Consider the following 17,401-nt stretch of genomic DNA (forward strand, 5'->3'; position numbering starts at 1 on the left):
GCGAGGGCCCGTCAGGTGTCGGCGACCAGGTGCAGACCTTGGTCGGCCGCGATGACGGGCTCTCGCCGTCTGTGCAACACGTCGACGAGGTCATCGACGACGGCGACTGTCTCCCTCGGCAGCCCGGCGAGACGTTGCGCCACCCGGTGTACCTCGGGATCGGCCATCGCCCGGAACCGCTCGATCTCCGCGCGAGTTCGGCGCTCAGCGTCGTCGGTGAGAAAGTGACGGATGTCGACGTCGAATGCCGCAGCGAGTCCTTCGACGGTCCGGAACGACGGCGACTTAGCCTTACCCGAGCGGAGTTGGCTCAGGTACGACTCACCGATGCGGTATCCACGGTCTGCGGCGCGTTGTGCGATGGTCTTCGCGCTGTACGGACGTCCGTCGGGCCCCGGAAGACTCCGAAACAGCTCGTCCAGCCGCAGGGCGAACACGCCCGCCTCCCCATCCGACATGAATTGCCGCCCCTCTCGTGCCCCCCGGCCGCGAAATCGTCTCCGACTCGATCGCAGACATTCAATCGCGTCAACGCGCGTTGATGCAATTCGGACTGGATTTACTCAGTGCGAGAGCAAATCCCGGCTCCTCGGAAGGTCGAGGACGGCGTCGGACGACATCCATTCGCGCAAAACCTTCGTCGCGCGGACGTCGTCCTCGTTGTAGACGAGAAGGCGGTCGCGCTGCGACAGGTCCTGCGGCGCTCCGTCGAGGGCGACGGCCGCCGCATACCACTCCATCGACGCCTCCCCACTCGCCTCGTCGTCGCGCCACCCGAATCCCGCGACCGGCGCGATTCGCTTGAGCCCCTTACCGCGCGGACACACGAAGTTGCGGCCGACTGCTTCGAAGACGTCGACCCACTCCTTCGATCCGATGAACGCGTCGACCTCGGCCCGCGGCGGCACTCCGGGCACGACGCCGTGGAATCGGTCGGCGCTGCCGCGCAACCAGCGGTTCTCCGCCTGCTGCGAATAGCAGTAGGCGGCGAACGTCTTGCCTGCGGTATGTGCGGCCGCGCGTTCGGCGCTCAGCCACGCCCAGAACTCGGCGAACGACCTGCCCTCGTCGACGGTCGGCAACGGATCCCAAGTGACGAACGCGCGGTACCGGACTTCGCGGCCGGGATCGGTGGTGTCGGTCAGGAGCGTGCCCCACATGTAGGCACCGCGTTCGGAGTAGCTCTCCATGTCGACGTCCACTTCGACGTCGGCGCGACGGACGTACGGCCGATCGCCACGGCGCGCCAGCGGGAGGCCGTCGACCCAGCAGCGCGCCGAGACGATCGCGTCGTCGAACGACACGGCGCCCGGCCAGTCGGCGGGCGGGTCGCCGCGATGGGTGGCGAGATCGTCGACCGTCACGATGCCCGCGTCTTGAAGGACGAGCGACTGACTGCCGCCGACGACGAGACTCACATCGCGGCGTTCGGTCAGTTCCGCCTCGCATCGCGGCCACCAATGGCAGCTGCGGCATTCGGCGACTCGGCGGGGTCCGGTCCCAACCTGTCCATCGACCACGGCGCGACGACGCGCGAACACCTCGGCGTATGTGTCCATCGCCGTCGTGAGCGGCACTGCGACGATGCAGTCGGCGTCCAAGCCGATCAGGCCGCCCCACCGCTCGTCGGCGTCGACACCCCAACCGAGATCGTCGAGCATGGCCGTCAGGTGCGAGAGCCGCAGCACGTCCCGACGCTGAGATCGGAACGAGCGAGTCGCATCCAATTCGGGCAGCCAATCCCACAGCGGGCTCGTCCGCAGCGTCGGTGCGGGCGCGTCGGCTGGCCGATCCGGGCTGGTGGGTGTGGTGACTCGATGGTTGACGATGATGACCGGAAGGTATCCGCCGTCGTGGCGGATCAGCGCTTCGGCGTGTCCGCGACGGCCGCGGTCGGCGTCGGTCGGCAGCGTCGCCTTAAATATCCATGCGGCGCCGGATTCGACGGCGCGGCGAGTCTGCTCGACACGATCGCGGTGCGGACCGTCGTCGACGGTGACGATCGCATCCGCGGGCTGCCCACTCTGAAGACCGTGCAGCGTCGCGATCACCGAACCCCGGTGCGACTGGGCCGCCTCGATGCGGCGACGCGCCTCCGGCGACAAGTCCGAGGCTGCCGCATCACCGCGTTCGGCGAAGTCGAGAGCGAGCCTGTGTTCACATCCGTTGAGGTTCCGTGCCCCCAACACCGCAGAACTCACGTGCCGCGCCCCTCTTCGTTCCGTCGACTCGCACGCCGGCCCACACGGGCCGGGTGATTCACTACCCCACGAGACTATGCAAAGCTAGAGACAATCATTCGCAGGTGTCGACATTCCGACGGAGAGGTCAGAGCATGGGACTGCTCTCATCCGTGCGCGCGAAGCGTACTGATCGCAAGGCGGGCAAGAAGATCCGCAAGGGCGAAGAGAAAGCGATCAAGTACCGAGCCAAGGCGCAGGCCAAAGCCGAGTCCGCAGCGGAACGCAAGATCCGCAAGAAGGCGCTGCGGACGGAGAACAAATTTCACAAGCGCACGCAGAAGACCGAGCGCAAAACGACCAAGACCACGTCCAAGGCGCAGCGCAAAGTGGCCGAGGCCGAAGCGAAGATCGTCGCCGAGCAGGCCAAGGCGGACGCTGCCAAGGCGCTGTTCACCCCGGCCAAGATGAAACGCTTCCTCACCGTCGGACGCATGGCGGCACCCGTCGTCGTTCCGATCGCGTACCGCGGCGCCGTCGCGGCGCGCGCCCAGTTGACGGAGATCCAGGCGCGCCGCGCCGGGGTTCCCGCGCAGGTCCTGACCCAGTACGGCGGACCGAGTGCCGCGCTGCGCGCCCGCATCGCCACCTCCCGCGACTCGGCCACCAAGGTCGCCGCGGCCGAGCAGACTGCGGAGGGCAAGGCGTTCGTCGACGCGATGACCGACCGGCTGGCCAACCTTGAGGTGGCCGTCGACGCCGCGGACGCGATGCCGCCCGCGCAACGGAAGTCGGCGCAGCGTGCGATCGACAACGAACTCACCGCGATCGACAACGATCTACTCGCCCGGCTGAACGTTCACCCGGCCTGAGCCGCGCGCCTGGTCGGCAACGATGGCACTCGAACCGCTCGTCCGGAGCCGTTCGAGTGCCATCGTTCTCATCCGGGTCGAAATGCTGTGGCGAGCCACACGTTCGAGCCGGATCCGTGATTAGGTTGTCGCATGGTGAAGCGCATACTCGTCCTCGTGTCCGGTGTGATCGTCGCGCTCAGCGGGGTTCTGGCCGGCCAAGTGCCGACCGCATCCGCCGCCCCCAGCTGTGCGAGTGTGCATGTGTTGTTTGCGCGAGGCACCGCGGAAACCGCTCCCCCGTTGGGTGTGACAGGAATCGCATTCGAGAATTCGCTGCGCAATGAGATCAAGGGAAAGTCGATCCGAGTGGAGGCCGTCGACTACCGCGCCAGCAGCAACTTCAGCAATAAGCTGGCGTTCGCGGAAACCTTCGTGACCGGTGTGAAGCACACACAGAACCGCATCAGGCAGATCGCGGCCGCTTGCCCGAAGACCGATATCGTCGTCGGTGGCTACTCACAGGGCGGCGCGCTCGCCGCATACACGGTCTCCGACTCGTACGACATCCCGGCCGCGTACGCGCGATACCGGGAGTACGCGCCCAAACCGTTGTCCGCAGACCTCGCCGACCGCGTCGCGGCGGTCGTGCTGTTCGCTCCCCCGTCGGCACGTTTCCTGAAGGACGCGGGCGCACCCCCGATGAAGGTCGGCAACGCGTATGCGGGCAAGACCGTCCGCTACTGCGCCCAGGGCGACACGATCTGCAACGGCGCCCCGCTCGGCGGACCGAACGCATTGCACCTGCTGTACCCGGCTAACGGTTCGACGGAGCGCGCAGCGGCCTACGTCGCACATCGCGTGTAGACCGAACGGGCTAACACTTCGTCGTCGAGTGGCGACAGGCACGGTAGGACCGTATTCGTCGACCTCGGCGTGGGAGACCGCGCCCGCCTACCGATGACACTCTTCGCGCGCACTCGAACCCTGATCGCGGCGACTTTCGTCGCCCTCGCCGCCGCCACCGCGGTCACCCCTGTCGCAGACGCGGCACCCGCCCGTCCGCCCACCGACTCGTTGCGCTTCCACATCCCGGCCGTCGGTGGGGTGGAGGTCGGGCCCGCCGGCGTCCCCGGCGGCTCGTTCCAGACGACCACCGTCACCGCCCGACCCGGTATCCGACCGATGATCTTCCCGCCTACGCCGGCGACTGTGCAGTTCACCGTCGACGACGTCGCACCGTACTACTTCCAATACGCATACCGGTATCTATCGGTGAACTGGCGCAATCTGCAGACCGGCAAGACCGGCCACCTCGACCTCCGCCATTGGGCGAAGGGGCCGACCACGACCGGCTACCCGGCGTCCTTGCCGACGTCGGCCGTCGCGCAGACCGGTGGCGGTCCCGTCGTCGCGACCGTGTCCGTGATGCGGACGCAATACCAAGCGCCGCCCACCGTGATCAGTGTGATCCCCGGTGTGGCGGCGCTGGACGTGCCGAAGTGACTTCTACCGGCCGGGCAGGTACTTGAGCGACTTAATGAGGACCGGAGTGAGCTTCAAGTAGAGGCTCTGCGGGACGCCCTTGATTCCGTCGAGACCGATGACGCGCTGCGTCGCGATGGTCTGCGGCTCGGTGTACTTGAGCAAGCCCTCCTGGCCGTGGCGTCGTCCGACACCGGAGATGCCCATGCCGCCCATCGGCGCCGCCGTCGACCCCCACGCCGCGGCGTAACCCTCGTTGATGTTGACGGTGCCGGCGTGCAGACGTTCGGCGATCTTCTGCGCCTGCGCGTTACTTCCCGCGAAGACGCTCGCGTTGAAGCCGTACTCGGTGTCGTTGGCACGCTCGACGGCTTCGTCGACGTTGTCGACCGGATAGATCGACACGACCGGGCCGAACGTCTCGTCGCCGAAACACGTCATCTCGTCGGTCACGTCGGCGAGCACGGTCGGCTCGAAGAAGAACGGTCCGAGATCGGCCCGCTTGCGTCCGCCTGCGAGCACTGTCGCACCCTTGGCGACGGCGTCGTCGACGTGCGCCTGCACGGTGTCGACCTGTTGCGCGGAGGCAAGCGACCCCATGTCGGCGGTGAAGTCGTACGACGACGAGAGTCGCATGTTCGTCACATACTCGCCGAAACGGCGGCTGAACTCGTCAGCGACTGATCGTTCGACGTAGATGCGTTCGATGGAGATGCACAGCTGGCCCGAGTTCGAGAAGCACGCGCGGGCGGCCCCGGCGACGGCGTCGCCGATGTTGACACCGTCGGTGACGATCATCGGATTCTTGCCGCCGAGTTCGGCGGAGAACCCGATGAGACGTTTGCCCGCCTGCGCGGCGAGCGTCGCGCCCGTCGCCGACGACCCGGTGAACATGACGTAGTCGGTGGAGGCGACGATCGCTTGTCCGACGACCGAGCCGGGCCCCGGAACAACGGCGAACAGCTCACGCGGGAGCCCGGCCTTGTACAAGAGCTCGGCGAGGGCGAGCGCACAGTACGGGGTGTTGCTGTCCGGCTTGATAACGACGGCATTGCCTGCGATCAGTGCGGCGACTGCGTCCGACACGGCGAGCGTCAGCGGGTAGTTCCACGGACTGATGACGCCGACGACGCCCTTCGGCTGGTAGCGGACGCGAGCGTCCGTCGCACCCGGCAGCATGCCCTGCACGTGGTGCTCGGCGAGCATTCCCGGCCCCTGCTGCGAGTAGTAGCGGGCGGTCAGCGCGACGTCGATGACCTCTTCCTGAGCGTAGATCCGAGCCTTGCCGGTCTCGGCCTGCGCGATGTCCATCAGCTCGTCGGCGGACTCGTGGACGAGTTCGGAGAACGCGGCGATCACCTTGGCGCGCTGTGCGGGCGTTCGGGTCGCCCAGTCGGCCTGCGCGATACGGGCTCGCTCGACGGCGCGGTCCAGGTCGACTGCGGTCGCGACGGGGATAGTCGCCATCTCAGCGCCGCTGAACGCTTCGAGCACGGGCTTAGTGGGACGCGGCTCATCGATCGCGGCGAGCGCGGCCAGACGGGTGAAATAGGCGGGCGAAGGCTTCGGCATGGAAACTCCTGGAGCGAGTGGCGGACGTGGAGGGTCAGGCGGGTCGAGAGACGAGAACGATGCCGTCGTCGTCGGAGTAGGCGATGTCGCCCGGGACGAATGTGACGCCGCCGAGTTCGACGGGGACGTCGCGCTCGCCGGCGCCGGTCTTGGTCGACTTGCGCGGGTTGGTGCCGAGCGCCTTCACGCCGATCGCCATGCCGCCGATGGTCTTCGCGTCACGGATCGCTCCGTTCGCGACGACCCCGACCCAGCCGTTCGAGCGGCCGAGTTCGGCGATGATGTCGCCGACGAGCGCTGTGTGGACAGACGCGTCGCCGTCGATGACGAGGACGCCGCCGTCGTTCGGCTCGGACAGGATCGACTTGAGCAGCGCGTTGTCCTGGAAGCAGCGGACCGTGGTGACGACACCGACGAACTCACGGTTACCGCCGTACTGAGTGAATTGGGTATCGCAACTGCGGACGTCTTCGCCGATCTCATCGACGAGGTCTGCGGTCGGTGTGAAGGTGAGCGATGTCATGTCCGCAGTCTATTCGCTCTACCTACTGTGGAGTAACCCCCCGTTACAGTCATCCCGATTACAGTCGCCTCGCTCGCGGCCACCACGCTAGCGCGCCCGGTCCGCGCGAGTGAGACAATGGATGCCGTGGACGACATCGAGATCCGGGACGATTCCATCCGACTGGGCCAGTTCTTGAAGCTGGCCAACCTGATCGAGACGGGCGCCGACGCGAAGATCGTCGCGGGCGACGGCCTGGTGTCGGTGAACGGCGAGGTCGAGACACGGCGTGGCCGTCAACTGACTGGCGGCGACGTCGTGGAGGTCGGTGGGATCAGCGTGCGAGTCGTAATTCGGTGAGTTCGGCCGTCGTGGCCAGACGCTCACGTTGTTCGGCGAGCGCTGACGGTGCGCGCCGTCGGCCGGCGAACAGGCGAACGAAGCTCACGAGCGACATACGACGACGTTGAATGGTGGACTGCACTGGTAGGTCCCCTCCCCGAGACGAACTTAATGTCTCACCTGATCATCGTCGCAACGACGCCGAATCGTTACCCCGAGTGCCGAGAAGAGGGTCATTTCACAATCGGCCACGGCGGGTGACCGACTCTGCGAACAGCGTCGATTCCGGGCTAATGTGGTGTCCGTCGAACAGACCACGAAGAGAGGGATCCGCATGTCCCCCAACCCGTCCGCAGATCTGGCCGTCGCCGGACTCACCAAGAGCTTCGGTTCGCTGCAGGCACTCGACGATGTGACGTTCGAAGTCGGCGCGGGTGAGATCTTTGGTTTCGTCGGGTCGAACGGCGCGGGCAAGTCGACCACCATGCGCATCATTCTCGGCGTGCTTGCCGCCGACTCGGGGACCGCCGCATTCGGCGGACGGCCGATCGACGCCGACATCCGCCGCCGCATCGGCTACATGCCCGAAGAACGCGGCCTCTACCCGAAAATGAAAGTAGGCGACCAGCTCGTCTACCTGGCGCGACTCCACGGTCTGTCGGCGTCGGACGCAGCCGAGCGAACCCAGTACTGGACGCACAGACTCGGCATCGACAGCCGAGTCGGCGACAACGTCGCCGACCTTTCGCTCGGCAACCAGCAGCGCGTCCAGCTCGCCGCAGCTCTCGTCTTCGACCCCGACGTCCTCGTACTCGACGAACCGTTCTCGGGCCTGGACCCCGTAGCGGTCGACGTGATGAGCGAAGTACTCACCGAGAAGGCAGGCGACGGAGTCCCCGTCATCTTCTCCAGTCATCAACTCGACCTCGTCCAACGCCTGTGTGACCGTGTCGGCATCATCGGGAAGGGCCGGATGCGGGCGCTCGGAACCGTCGACGAACTCCGTTCCCGCGGCGGCGTCCGTCTCCGGGTCGACGCCCCTCACGCCCCGCCCGGATGGGCCGACGACCTGCGCGGCGTGGTCCGTGCCGATTACGACGCGGCGACGACGATCTACTTGGACGGCACACACGACGACCAGCAGATCCTCGCTGCTGCTCTCGCCACCGGCCCCGTCCACACGTTCGCGTCCGCCACCCCCGACCTGACCGAAATGTTCCGAGAGGTCGTGACCGCCGAATGAGCGTCCCAGAACCCGCGTCGGCCTGGACGTCGATCCGGCTGATCGCCGCACGAGAGATCGTCACCCGCGTCAAGGCGCGGTCGTTCATCGTCACCAACGTCATCATGCTGCTCGTGGCGATCGTCGGGTGCATCGTCGCATCGCAGTTCGTGGGCGGCGACGACTCGAAGTCGGAGACCATAGCGGTCCAGGGCGTCGACTCGGGCACGACCGCCGCCATCAAGGCGACGGGCGAACAGCTCGGCGTCTCGCTGTCGTTCTCCGCCTCCACCGACGCGCGAGCGGCGGCCGCCGACGGTTCGGTGACCGCCGCGATCGTCGCCTCGCCCGGTGGCGGATACACCGTCTACTCCGAGGACGACCTCGACACCGACATCGAAGCCGCGATCAAGAGCGGTGTCTCGGCGGCCACCGTCCACGGTGCCCTCGCCAAGGCAGGCGTCGACCCTGGGACGCTGCAACGCGGTGCGGCCGTCACCGTGGAGCGCACGAAGCAGGTCACCGACGCCGAAGGCGAGCGCCTCGCGTTGTCGTACATCGGATCGGTCCTGATGTTCATGATGATCTTCGGCGGCGGCATGGCGGTCGCCGTCGGCGTCGTCGAGGAGAAGGTCTCCAGAATCGTCGAGATCCTCCTCGCCACCGTGAAACCCGGTCACCTGTTATGGGGCAAGATCCTCGGCATCGGCGTTGTCCAAATGGCGTCGACGCTCCTCTTCGCGGCCGCAGCATTCATCACCGCCCAGGTCACCGGCCTGCTTACTGTTCCAGACGTCGCGGCCACGATGCTCGGTGTATCGGTGATCTGGCTGCTGCTCGGCTTCGCATTCTTCTCCGCCCTGTACGCGGCGACCGGCGCGATGGTGTCGCGGCAGGAGGAGATCAACAGCGCGTCATGGCCGTTGATGATCCTCGCGATGGGCGCCCTGTACGCCGGGATCTTCGGCATCGGCGCACCCGATTCGTCGGCGATACGAGTCCTCGCCTGGATTCCACCGTTCTCGTCGACCGTTGTGCCCATGCGTGTCGCGACCGGATACGCCACTTGGGTGGAAGTCCTCGGCTCGTGCATCGTCATGGCTGTAGTGACCGGAATCGCCGTATGGATCGCCGGACGCATCTACCGACGTTCGGTCCTTCTCACCGGTTCGCGGGTGTCGTGGAAGACAGCGTTGGGCAAGTAGCGGTCGACGTCTGCCCGTTCACCGGGTAGGCCTGATGGCATGCCTTCGACCCAGGACCTGAGCGCCCGCGCCACCGCACTCCTCAACCTCCACCGTCCCGGCGATCCCGTCGTCCTGCCCACCGTGTGGGACGCGTGGTCGGCGAAACTCGCCGTCGATGCGGGATTCGCCGCCCTCACGGTAGGCAGCCACCCGGTTTCCGACTCCCTCGGGAAAGCCGACAACGAGGGCATGTCGTTCGACGATCTGTTGACTCGCGTCGCCCAGATCACCGCGGCCGTCGACGTCCCGATCTCCGTGGACATCGAATCGGGATACGGCGAGAGTGCGCAACGCCTGATCGCCGGACTCCTCGAAGCGGGAGCCGTCGGCCTCAACATCGAAGACACCGTCCACGGCGAAGGCGGCCGCCTGCGCTCGTCGACCGAACACGCCGAGCTCGTCGGTGCTCTCCGCGGAGCAGCCGACGAGGCGGGCGTCCACGTCGTGGTGAACGCCCGCACCGATCTGTTTGTACGCAAAGACGGCGACGACGCCGACCGCGTCGATCGCGCGATCGCGCGGATGACCGAAGCCGCCACCGCTGGCGCCGACTCCCTCTATCCCGTCGGACGCCACGATGACGCCGTGCTCCGCAGGCTGACCGACGAACTCCCACTACCGGTCAACGCGATCGCGCTGCCCGGCACCGACGATCCGGCGTCGTTCGGCCCGCTCGGCGTCGGCCGGATCAGTTTCGGCCCGTTCCTGCAGGCCGCGCTCGCCGAGAAGGCAGGCGAACTGCTGGACCGCTGGCGCTGACCGGAGCCGTCGACGCGTCAGCGCGCCGCGTCAGTCAACCGGTCCAACCCCGATCGAGTCTCTTCGACCTGCCGAACCTTCCGATCCAGTCGCTCCCCTACCGCGTCGACCGCACGCCGCAGGTTCGGACACATCTGGACCACCGGGCCGTCGCTGCCCGTGGCGACACAGTCAAGGTAGGCCCGGATGGCCGCAGTGTTCAGACCCGCATCGATCATCAACCGGATCCGGGCGACCGTGTCGAGATCGGCCAGCGTGAACTCGCGGTACCCCGTGGAGGTCCGTGCCGGACACAGCAGACTCTGATCCTCGTAGTGCCGGACGATGCGTGGCGTGACACCAGCCCGCGCCGCGAACTCGCCGATCCTCATCTGCGCCTCCGTTTGACCTTCACACTGACGTCAACGTCTACCTTGCATCGGTATGAGCATCAACCGCACTCTCATCGTCCACGGTTTCGGCGCGGGCATCGACGATCATTGGTTTCGTTGGCTGGCCAACGAAACCCACGGCGACCGGCTCGCCCTCCCCGACGCTCGTCGGCCCGACGCCGACACGTGGACTTCTCTCGTCGCCGACGCACTCGCGAATAGCGACGAAGGCACGGCCGTCGTCGCCCACAGCCTCGGCTGTGTCACCGTCGCCCGAGCCCTGCAGCAGGTCTCGGACGTTCGACTCGGCGCGTTCGTCGCCGTCGCACCGTTCCGACGACCACTCTCCGGACCGTTCGGGGACACCGAGCTCGATTGCTTCATCGCCGACGGCCTCGACGCATTCCTCGCGGGTACCGAGGTTGCCGCGGTCAGGCGGAGAATCACCCGCGCGACCGTGTTCGCATCCGACGACGATCCGATCGTTCCGTCCGAGGCCAGCGACGAGTTCGCCGCGGACCTCGACGTCGCCGTCCGCGTGGTCCCCGGTGCGGGACACTTCCTCGCGGACGACGGCGTTAGCACGCTGCCGCAGATCCTCGACGGTCTCGACCTGCGTGGACTCTGAGGCCTATCGCTGGCTGACCTGGGTCGGGACGATCGGGGCTGGAAGCAGCGTCGCACCGGACAGGTAGCGGTCGGCCGCCGCTGCCGCGGAACGGCCTTCGGCGATCGCCCACACGATGAGCGACTGGCCGCGACCGGCGTCGCCCGCGACGAACACGCCGGGCAGGCCGACGGCGTCGAAGTCCTCGCCACGTGCGACGTTGCCGCGAGCGTCGTAGGCGACGCCCAGCTTGTCGAGCAGGTCACCGCGCTCGGGGCCGACGAAGCCCATCGCGAACAGAACAAGGTCCGCTTCAAGCTCGAAGTGACTGCCTTCGACCTTCTCGAAGCGACCGTTCACCATCGCCACCTCGTGCGCTTTCAGACTGGTGACGTGGCCGTCTTCCCCGGCGAACTCTTCGGTGTTCACGCTGTACACGCGTTCGCCGCCCTCCTCGTGGGCAGACGAGACGCGGTACATGAGCGGGTACGTCGGCCACGGGGTCGACTGGGCGCGCTCGATCGGCGGCTTGGGCATGATCTCGAACTGGTGGACCTGCTTGGCGCCCTGCCGTAGCGACGTGCCGAGGCAGTCGGCCCCGGTGTCGCCGCCGCCGATGATCACGACGCTCTTGCCGGTCGCCGTGATCTGGTTGTCGACGGTGTCGCCGTGCTGCACCCTGTTGGCCTGCGGCAGGAACTCCATCGCCTGATGGATCCCGTTCAGTTCCCGGCCGGGGATCGGCAGGTCACGGCCGATCGTCGAACCGTTCGCCAGGACGACGGCGTCATAATCGCCGCGTAGCTGTTCGACGGTCACATCGACGCCCACGTTGACGCCCGCACGGAAGACAGTCCCCTCAGCCTCCATCTGCTCGAGGCGGCGGTCGATGAAGTGCTTCTCCATCTTGAACTCGGGAATGCCGTAGCGCATCAGGCCGCCGATGCGGTCGGCGCGCTCAAATACGGTCACGTCGTGGCCCGCCCGCGTCAACTGTTGGGCCGCGGACAAACCGGCAGGACCCGAACCGACGACGGCGACCTTCTTACCGGTCTTGCGGTCGGGCAAGACCGGTGCGACGGTACCTTCGTCCCACGCCTTCTCGATCAGCTCCACCTCGACCTGTTTGATGGTGACGGCGGGCTGGTTGATGCCGAGTACGCACGACGCCTCGCACGGTGCCGGGCAGAGACGACCGGTGAACTCCGGAAAGTTGTTCGTGGCATGCAAGCGGTCGATGCCCGCGTCCCACCGGCCTCGGTACGCGAGGTCGTTCCATTCGGGGATCAGGTTCCCGAGCGGGCAGCCGTTGTGGCAGAACGGGACACCGCAGTCCATGCAGCGACTCGCCTGCGTCTGCAGGGTGGACTCGTCGAAGTCGTTGTAGACCTCTTTCCAGTCCATGAGTCGCAGGTCCACGGGACGCCGGGTCGGCGTCTCACGTTCGGTGTGCTTGAGAAAACCTCTGGTGTCAGCCACGAGCCGCCTCCATGATCGCGTCGTTCACATCTCGTCCGGTTCGCTCGGCGACGTCGATGGCGGCGAGAACCTTCTTGTAGTCACGGGGCATCACCTTGGCGAAGTTCCCCTGCTGCTTCGACCAGTCGTCGAGGACGGCCGCGGCCACCGTCGAACCGGTCTCGTCACGGTGTTCAGTCAGCGAGCCTTCCAAGAAGGTGACGTCGTCGGCGTCGAGTTCTTCCAGGTCGACGAGTTCGACGTTGAGGTTCGCCTCGAACGTGCTGTTCGGGTCGTAGACGTAGGCGACGCCGCCAGACATGCCCGCCGCGAAGTTGCGGCCGGTCTCGCCGAGGACGATCACACTGCCGCCGGTCATGTACTCGCATCCGTGGTCGCCGACGCCTTCGACGACGGCCGCGACGCCCGAGTTGCGGACGCAGAAGCGTTCGCCTGCGACACCGCGCAAGAAGATCTTGCCTCCGGTGCCGCCGAAACCGATGACGTTGCCTGCGATGATGTTCTTCTCGGCGATGAAGTCGACGGGAGCGTTCCGCGGCGGACGAACGACGAGCTTGCCGCCCGACAGTCCCTTGCCGACGAAGTCGTTCGCATCGCCTTCGAGCCGCATGGTGATGCCGCGCGGGACGAATGCACCGAAGCTGTTGCCCGCCGACCCGGTGAAGTCGATCGAGACCGTGCCCTCGGGCAGGCCCTGCGCCCCGTACACCTTGGTGACCTCGTGGCCGAGCATGGTGCCGACCGTGCGGTTGACGTTGGTGATCGGGCTGGTCACGTTGACGCGCGTCCCCGATTCGAGGGCCGCGCGAGCCTTCTCGATCAGCTCGTTGTCGAGGGCCTTATCGAGGCCGTGATCCTGGACGCCCGTGCAGTACAGGTCCTGGTTCATGAACGGCGACTCCGGCATCGTCAGGATCGGCGACAGGTCGAGGTTGCCGGCCTTGGAACCTTTCCAGCGGTCCATGGCCTTTGTCGTGTCGAGTGCTTCGAACTGGCCGATCGCCTCGTTCAAGGTACGGAAACCGAGGCGCGCCAACAGTTCACGCACCTCTTCGGCGATGTACAGCATGAAGTTCTCGACGAACTCCGGCTTGCCGGTGAACCGTTCGCGCAGGAGCGGGTTCTGCGTGGCGACGCCCACCGGGCAGGTGTCGAGGTGGCAGACGCGCATCATGACGCAGCCCGAGACGACGAGCGGCGCGGTCGCGAAACCGAACTCTTCGCCGCCGAGCAGGGCGGCGATCATCACGTCGCGACCCGTCTTCAGCTGGCCGTCGACCTGAACGACGATGCGGTCGCGCAGACCGTTCAACAGGAGCGTCTGTTGAGTTTCGGCGAGACCGATCTCCCACGGGGCTCCCGCGTGCTTGAGCGACGTCAGCGGGCTCGCGCCGGTGCCGCCGTCGTGCCCGGAGATCAGCACGACGTCAGCGTGCGCTTTCGACACGCCTGCGGCGACCGTGCCGACACCAATCTCGGAGACGAGCTTGACGTGGATGCGCGCCTTCGGGTTCGCGTTCTTCAAGTCGTGGATCAGCTGTGCGAGATCCTCGATCGAGTAGATGTCGTGGTGCGGCGGCGGCGAGATCAGGCCGACGCCAGGAGTGGAACCGCGGACCTCGGCGACCCACGGGTACACCTTGTGCGGCGGCAGCTGGCCGCCTTCGCCGGGCTTCGCGCCCTGCGCCATCTTGATCTGGATGTCGGTGCAGTTGCTCAGGTAGTGACTGGTCACACCGAACCGGCCCGACGCGACCTGCTTGATCGCGCTGCGTCGCCAGTCGCCGTTCTCGTCGTGGCTGAAGCGACGCGTGTCCTCGCCGCCCTCACCCGAGTTGGAGCGTCCACCCAACCTGTTCATGGCGATGGCGAGGGTCTCGTGCGCTTCCGCGGAGATCGAGCCGTAGCTCATCGCACCCGTCGAGAACCGTTTAACGATCTCGCTGGCGGGCTCCACCTTGTCGAGCGGAATCGGATCCCGGTCGCCGAGTTTGAAGTCGAACAGGCCGCGCAGCGTGCCCAACCGCGTCGACTGGTCGTCGACGAGCTTGGTGTACTCCTTGAACACGCTGTACTGGCCGGTGCGGGTGGCGTGCTGCAGCTTGAACACCGTGTCCGGGTTGAACAGGTGGTATTCGCCTTCGCGGCGCCACTGGTATTCGCCGCCGACTTCGAGCTCACGGTAGGCGCGCTCCTGGGGACGGTCGGTGAAGGCGACGGAGTGCCGGCGGGCCACCTCGTCGGCGATCTCGTCGAGGCCGATGCCGTCGAGCTGGCTGTTGAGGCCGGTGAAGAACTCGTCGACGACGTCCTGCGCGACGCCGATCACCTGGAACAGTTGGGCGCCGTTGTACGACGGCACTGTCGAGATGCCCATCTTGCTCATCACTTTGAGGACGCCCTTGCTGGCGGCCTTGATGTAGTTGGCGCGAGCTTTCGCGAAGCGGGTGTCGTGGTCGAGGTCGTCGGTGCCGGGCACGACGAGGGCGCCTGCCAGCAGCATGTCCTCGATGGTCTCGAACGCCATGTACGGGTTGATGCCGCTGGCGCCGAACGCGACGAGAAGCGCCATGTGATGGACCTCTCGGGCGTCACCGGATTCGACGACGATGCTGGCGCGGGTCCGGGTCCGTTCCCGCACCAGGTGGTGGTGGACGGCCGAGGTCAACAGCAGCGACGGGATCGGTGCGAGCGTCTCATCGGACTCGCGGTCGGAGAGCACGATGATGCGCGCGCCGTCGGCGATGGCCGCCGACACCGCTGACCGGACGTCGTCGAGCGCCTTGCGCAGTCCGGCGCCGCCCTCGGCGACCGGGTACAAGCCGTGGATGTGGACGGACGGGAAACCGGTCGCATCGCCGTCGATGCCGGTGAGTCGGGCGAGGTCGCCGTTGTCGAGGACCGGGGCGCTCAGGACGATCTGCTTCGCAGAGTCGGCTCCCGGGTTCAGCAGGTCGCGTTCCCCGCCGATGCGGTGGCGGATGCTGGTGACGATCTCCTCGCGGATCGCGTCCAACGGCGGGTTGGTGACCTGCGCGAACATCTGCTGGAAGTAGTCGAACAACATGCGCGGGCGCGCGGACAACACGGCGACCGGAGTATCGGTGCCCATCGAGCCGATCGCTTCGGCTCCGGTCGCCGCCATCGGCGAGATCAGCAGGTTCAGGTCTTCGTTGGTGTACCCGAACACCTGTTGACGGAGGGTGACGCGGTCGTGCGCCATGTGGGTGTGCGGCGGAGCCGGCAGGTCTTCGAGCTTCACCTGGTTGGCGTCCAGCCACTCCTGGTACGGATGCTCGGCGGCGAGGGAGTCCTTGACCTCTTCGTCGGCGACGATGCGACCCTGCGCGGTGTCGACCAGGAACATCTTGCCCGGATGCAGACGGGTGCGGGTGACGATGTCGGCGGGGTCGATGTCGAGGACGCCGACCTCCGAGCCGAGGATCACGAGCCCGTCTTTGGTGACCCAGATGCGCGAGGGGCGCAGACCGTTGCGGTCGAGGACCGCACCGATCACCGTGCCGTCGGTGAAGCACACCGACGCCGGGCCGTCCCACGCCTCCATGAGCGCCGAGTGGTACTCGTAGAACGCGCGGTGCTCGGGCTTCATGTCCTCGCTGCGTTCCCACGCCTCGGGGACCATCATCAAGACCGAGTGCGGCAGGCTGCGGCCGCCGAGGTGCAAAAGTTCGAGGACTTCGTCGAACCGTGCGGTGTCGGACGCGCCGGGCGTGCAGATCGGCGCGATCTTGTCGAGACCGTCGCCGAACGCGTCGGTCTTGATGAGCGCTTCGCGCGCGCGCATCCAGTTCTCGTTACCGGTGACGGTGTTGATCTCGCCGTTGTGGGCGACGCGGCGGAACGGGTGCGCGAGCGGCCAGGACGGGAACGTGTTGGTGGAGAACCGCGAGTGGACCATGCCGAGCGCGCTCTCGACGCGGTCGTCCTGCAGGTCGAGGTAGAAATCACGCAACTGCGGCGTGGTCAGCATGCCCTTGTAGACGAAGGTCTGGCCGGACAGGCTCGGGAAGTACGCGGTCTCGCGGCCCGGGCCGTCTTGACCGGCACCCTTCTCACCGAGCTCGTACTGGACGCGCTTGCGCACCACGTACGCCTTGCGCTCGAGGTTCATCACGGCCTCGCTGCCGGGACGGCTCCCGTTCGCGTCACGGTCGGCGAGTGCGATGAAGATCTGTCGGAACGTCGGCATCGCATCGCGGGCGAGCGCGCCCAGCGACGACTCGTCGACGGGCACGTCGCGCCAGCCGAGCAGGTCGAGGCCCTCTTCGCTGACGATCGATTCAATGCCGGCGACGGCGTCGCGCACGTCCTGCGCGGACTGCGGCAGGAAGGCAATACCGGTGGCGTATGCGCCTTCGGCGGGCAGGTCGAAGTCGACGACGTCGCGGAGGAAGCGGTCGGGGACTTGAATCATGATGCCCGCACCGTCACCGGTGTTGGGCTCGGCACCCGCGGCGCCGCGGTGTTCGAGATTGACCAGCGCGGTGATCGCCTTCTCGACGATGTCGCGACTGCGTCGTCCGTGCATGTCGACGACGAAGGCGACACCACAGGCGTCGTGCTCGTTGAGCGGATCGTAGAGGCCAGTGGGCCCCGGCAAGTGCTTCATGGAATCTGCCATTCCTGCACGCGACGCTGCGTACTGATTTGTACTTGAAGAACCCGGGCGGATCGATGCGAGCTGCACATCGCCGGGGATTCAGCGTCTTTGCTGGATTACTCGGACACATGGCCCGAGTGCAGTACCACTGATTCTGCCACGT

15 protein-coding genes are annotated in these 17,401 nt (G+C 66.7%); 8 read left to right on the forward strand and 7 right to left on the reverse strand.

The annotated features are described in order from the left end of the window. Positions 1 to 11: 11 nt before the first annotated feature. Both MP11Mi_RS05920 and MP11Mi_RS05925 read right to left on the reverse strand, forming a co-directional pair. Positions 12 to 458, reverse strand: coding sequence for an XRE family transcriptional regulator (locus MP11Mi_RS05920; RefSeq protein ID WP_420041370.1), 447 nt, complete (start codon positions 456 to 458; stop codon positions 12 to 14). 105 nt (positions 459 to 563) lie between these two features. Further along, on the reverse strand, positions 564 to 2,201 hold the full coding sequence (locus tag MP11Mi_RS05925) for a TM0106 family RecB-like putative nuclease (RefSeq protein WP_420041371.1): 1,638 nt from the start codon (positions 2,199 to 2,201) through the stop codon (positions 564 to 566). Positions 2,202 to 2,335: 134 nt separating this feature from the next. Here MP11Mi_RS05925 and MP11Mi_RS05930 point away from each other — a divergent pair, with 134 nt between their 5' ends. From MP11Mi_RS05930 to MP11Mi_RS05940, 3 genes are all read left to right on the forward strand, one after another. Beyond that, complete coding sequence (locus MP11Mi_RS05930) at positions 2,336 to 3,052, forward strand: DUF6474 family protein (RefSeq protein WP_420041372.1); 717 nt, start codon at positions 2,336 to 2,338, stop codon at positions 3,050 to 3,052. A 132-nt stretch (positions 3,053 to 3,184) separates the two neighbouring features. Beyond that, positions 3,185 to 3,898: a cutinase family protein gene (locus tag MP11Mi_RS05935; protein WP_420041373.1), complete on the forward strand. Its 714-nt coding sequence runs from the start codon at positions 3,185 to 3,187 to the stop codon at positions 3,896 to 3,898. 93 nt (positions 3,899 to 3,991) lie between these two features. Further along, complete coding sequence (locus tag MP11Mi_RS05940; RefSeq protein ID WP_420041374.1) at positions 3,992 to 4,537, forward strand: hypothetical protein; 546 nt, start codon at positions 3,992 to 3,994, stop codon at positions 4,535 to 4,537. 3 nt (positions 4,538 to 4,540) lie between these two features. On the opposite strand, the gene MP11Mi_RS05945 is transcribed toward MP11Mi_RS05940, so the two are convergent. Together MP11Mi_RS05945 and rraA are read right to left on the reverse strand one after the other, a co-directional pair. Next, complete coding sequence (locus tag MP11Mi_RS05945) at positions 4,541 to 6,088, reverse strand: succinic semialdehyde dehydrogenase (RefSeq protein ID WP_420041375.1); 1,548 nt, start codon at positions 6,086 to 6,088, stop codon at positions 4,541 to 4,543. Between the two features lie 34 nt (positions 6,089 to 6,122). Next, entirely contained in the window at positions 6,123 to 6,611 is a 489-nt protein-coding gene (rraA, locus tag MP11Mi_RS05950) for a ribonuclease E activity regulator RraA (protein WP_420041376.1), read from the reverse strand. 117 nt (positions 6,612 to 6,728) lie between these two features. Between rraA and MP11Mi_RS05955 the strand changes: the two genes are divergently transcribed. From MP11Mi_RS05955 to MP11Mi_RS05970, 4 genes are all read left to right on the forward strand, one after another. Continuing rightward, positions 6,729 to 6,950: an RNA-binding S4 domain-containing protein gene (locus MP11Mi_RS05955; protein ID WP_420041377.1), complete on the forward strand. Its 222-nt coding sequence runs from the start codon at positions 6,729 to 6,731 to the stop codon at positions 6,948 to 6,950. 316 nt (positions 6,951 to 7,266) lie between these two features. Next, a complete protein-coding gene (locus tag MP11Mi_RS05960; RefSeq protein WP_420041378.1) occupies positions 7,267 to 8,175 on the forward strand; it encodes an ABC transporter ATP-binding protein in 909 nt (302 codons plus the stop codon). Next, entirely contained in the window at positions 8,172 to 9,359 is a 1,188-nt protein-coding gene (locus MP11Mi_RS05965; RefSeq protein WP_420041379.1) for an ABC transporter permease, read from the forward strand. Before MP11Mi_RS05960 ends, MP11Mi_RS05965 begins: the two co-directional genes overlap by 4 nt. Positions 9,360 to 9,398: 39 nt before the next feature. Continuing rightward, positions 9,399 to 10,160, forward strand: a complete 762-nt coding sequence (locus MP11Mi_RS05970; RefSeq protein ID WP_420041380.1) for an isocitrate lyase/PEP mutase family protein — start codon at positions 9,399 to 9,401, stop codon at positions 10,158 to 10,160. Positions 10,161 to 10,177: 17 nt separating this feature from the next. Here the strand turns inward: MP11Mi_RS05970 and MP11Mi_RS05975 are convergent, their stop codons facing one another. Further along, entirely contained in the window at positions 10,178 to 10,531 is a 354-nt protein-coding gene (locus MP11Mi_RS05975) for a MerR family transcriptional regulator (protein ID WP_420041381.1), read from the reverse strand. Positions 10,532 to 10,583: 52 nt separating this feature from the next. Between MP11Mi_RS05975 and MP11Mi_RS05980 the strand changes: the two genes are divergently transcribed. Beyond that, positions 10,584 to 11,159 carry an RBBP9/YdeN family alpha/beta hydrolase gene (locus tag MP11Mi_RS05980; RefSeq protein WP_420041382.1) on the forward strand — a complete coding sequence of 192 codons (576 nt, stop codon included), beginning with the start codon at positions 10,584 to 10,586 and terminating at the stop codon, positions 11,157 to 11,159. Positions 11,160 to 11,162: 3 nt separating this feature from the next. Here the strand turns inward: MP11Mi_RS05980 and MP11Mi_RS05985 are convergent, their stop codons facing one another. Together MP11Mi_RS05985 and gltB are read right to left on the reverse strand one after the other, a co-directional pair. Then, positions 11,163 to 12,617: a glutamate synthase subunit beta gene (locus MP11Mi_RS05985; RefSeq protein ID WP_420041383.1), complete on the reverse strand. Its 1,455-nt coding sequence runs from the start codon at positions 12,615 to 12,617 to the stop codon at positions 11,163 to 11,165. Continuing rightward, positions 12,610 to 17,247 carry a glutamate synthase large subunit gene (gene gltB, locus MP11Mi_RS05990; protein WP_420042022.1) on the reverse strand — a complete coding sequence of 1,546 codons (4,638 nt, stop codon included), beginning with the start codon at positions 17,245 to 17,247 and terminating at the stop codon, positions 12,610 to 12,612. Before gltB ends, MP11Mi_RS05985 begins: the two co-directional genes overlap by 8 nt. Positions 17,248 to 17,401 lie beyond the last annotated feature (154 nt).

Origin of the sequence: Gordonia abscondita (assembly GCF_032711245.1) — a bacterium.
GTDB lineage: Bacteria > Actinomycetota > Actinomycetes > Mycobacteriales > Mycobacteriaceae > Gordonia.

Coding starts and splice junctions, on each gene's coding strand:
- MP11Mi_RS05975 (WP_420041381.1), bottom strand. CDS start 10,531: ATGAGGATCGGCGAGTTCGCGGCGCGGGCTGGTGTCACGCCACGCATC.
- MP11Mi_RS05960 (WP_420041378.1), top strand. CDS start 7,267: ATGTCCCCCAACCCGTCCGCAGATCTGGCCGTCGCCGGACTCACCAAG.
- MP11Mi_RS05980 (WP_420041382.1), top strand. CDS start 10,584: ATGAGCATCAACCGCACTCTCATCGTCCACGGTTTCGGCGCGGGCATC.
- MP11Mi_RS05930 (WP_420041372.1), top strand. CDS start 2,336: ATGGGACTGCTCTCATCCGTGCGCGCGAAGCGTACTGATCGCAAGGCG.
- rraA (WP_420041376.1), bottom strand. CDS start 6,611: ATGACATCGCTCACCTTCACACCGACCGCAGACCTCGTCGATGAGATC.
- MP11Mi_RS05965 (WP_420041379.1), top strand. CDS start 8,172: ATGAGCGTCCCAGAACCCGCGTCGGCCTGGACGTCGATCCGGCTGATC.
- MP11Mi_RS05970 (WP_420041380.1), top strand. CDS start 9,399: ATGCCTTCGACCCAGGACCTGAGCGCCCGCGCCACCGCACTCCTCAAC.
- MP11Mi_RS05940 (WP_420041374.1), top strand. CDS start 3,992: ATGACACTCTTCGCGCGCACTCGAACCCTGATCGCGGCGACTTTCGTC.
- MP11Mi_RS05955 (WP_420041377.1), top strand. CDS start 6,729: ATGGATGCCGTGGACGACATCGAGATCCGGGACGATTCCATCCGACTG.
- MP11Mi_RS05945 (WP_420041375.1), bottom strand. CDS start 6,088: ATGCCGAAGCCTTCGCCCGCCTATTTCACCCGTCTGGCCGCGCTCGCC.
- MP11Mi_RS05920 (WP_420041370.1), bottom strand. CDS start 458: ATGTCGGATGGGGAGGCGGGCGTGTTCGCCCTGCGGCTGGACGAGCTG.
- gltB (WP_420042022.1), bottom strand. CDS start 17,247: ATGAAGCACTTGCCGGGGCCCACTGGCCTCTACGATCCGCTCAACGAG.
- MP11Mi_RS05935 (WP_420041373.1), top strand. CDS start 3,185: ATGGTGAAGCGCATACTCGTCCTCGTGTCCGGTGTGATCGTCGCGCTC.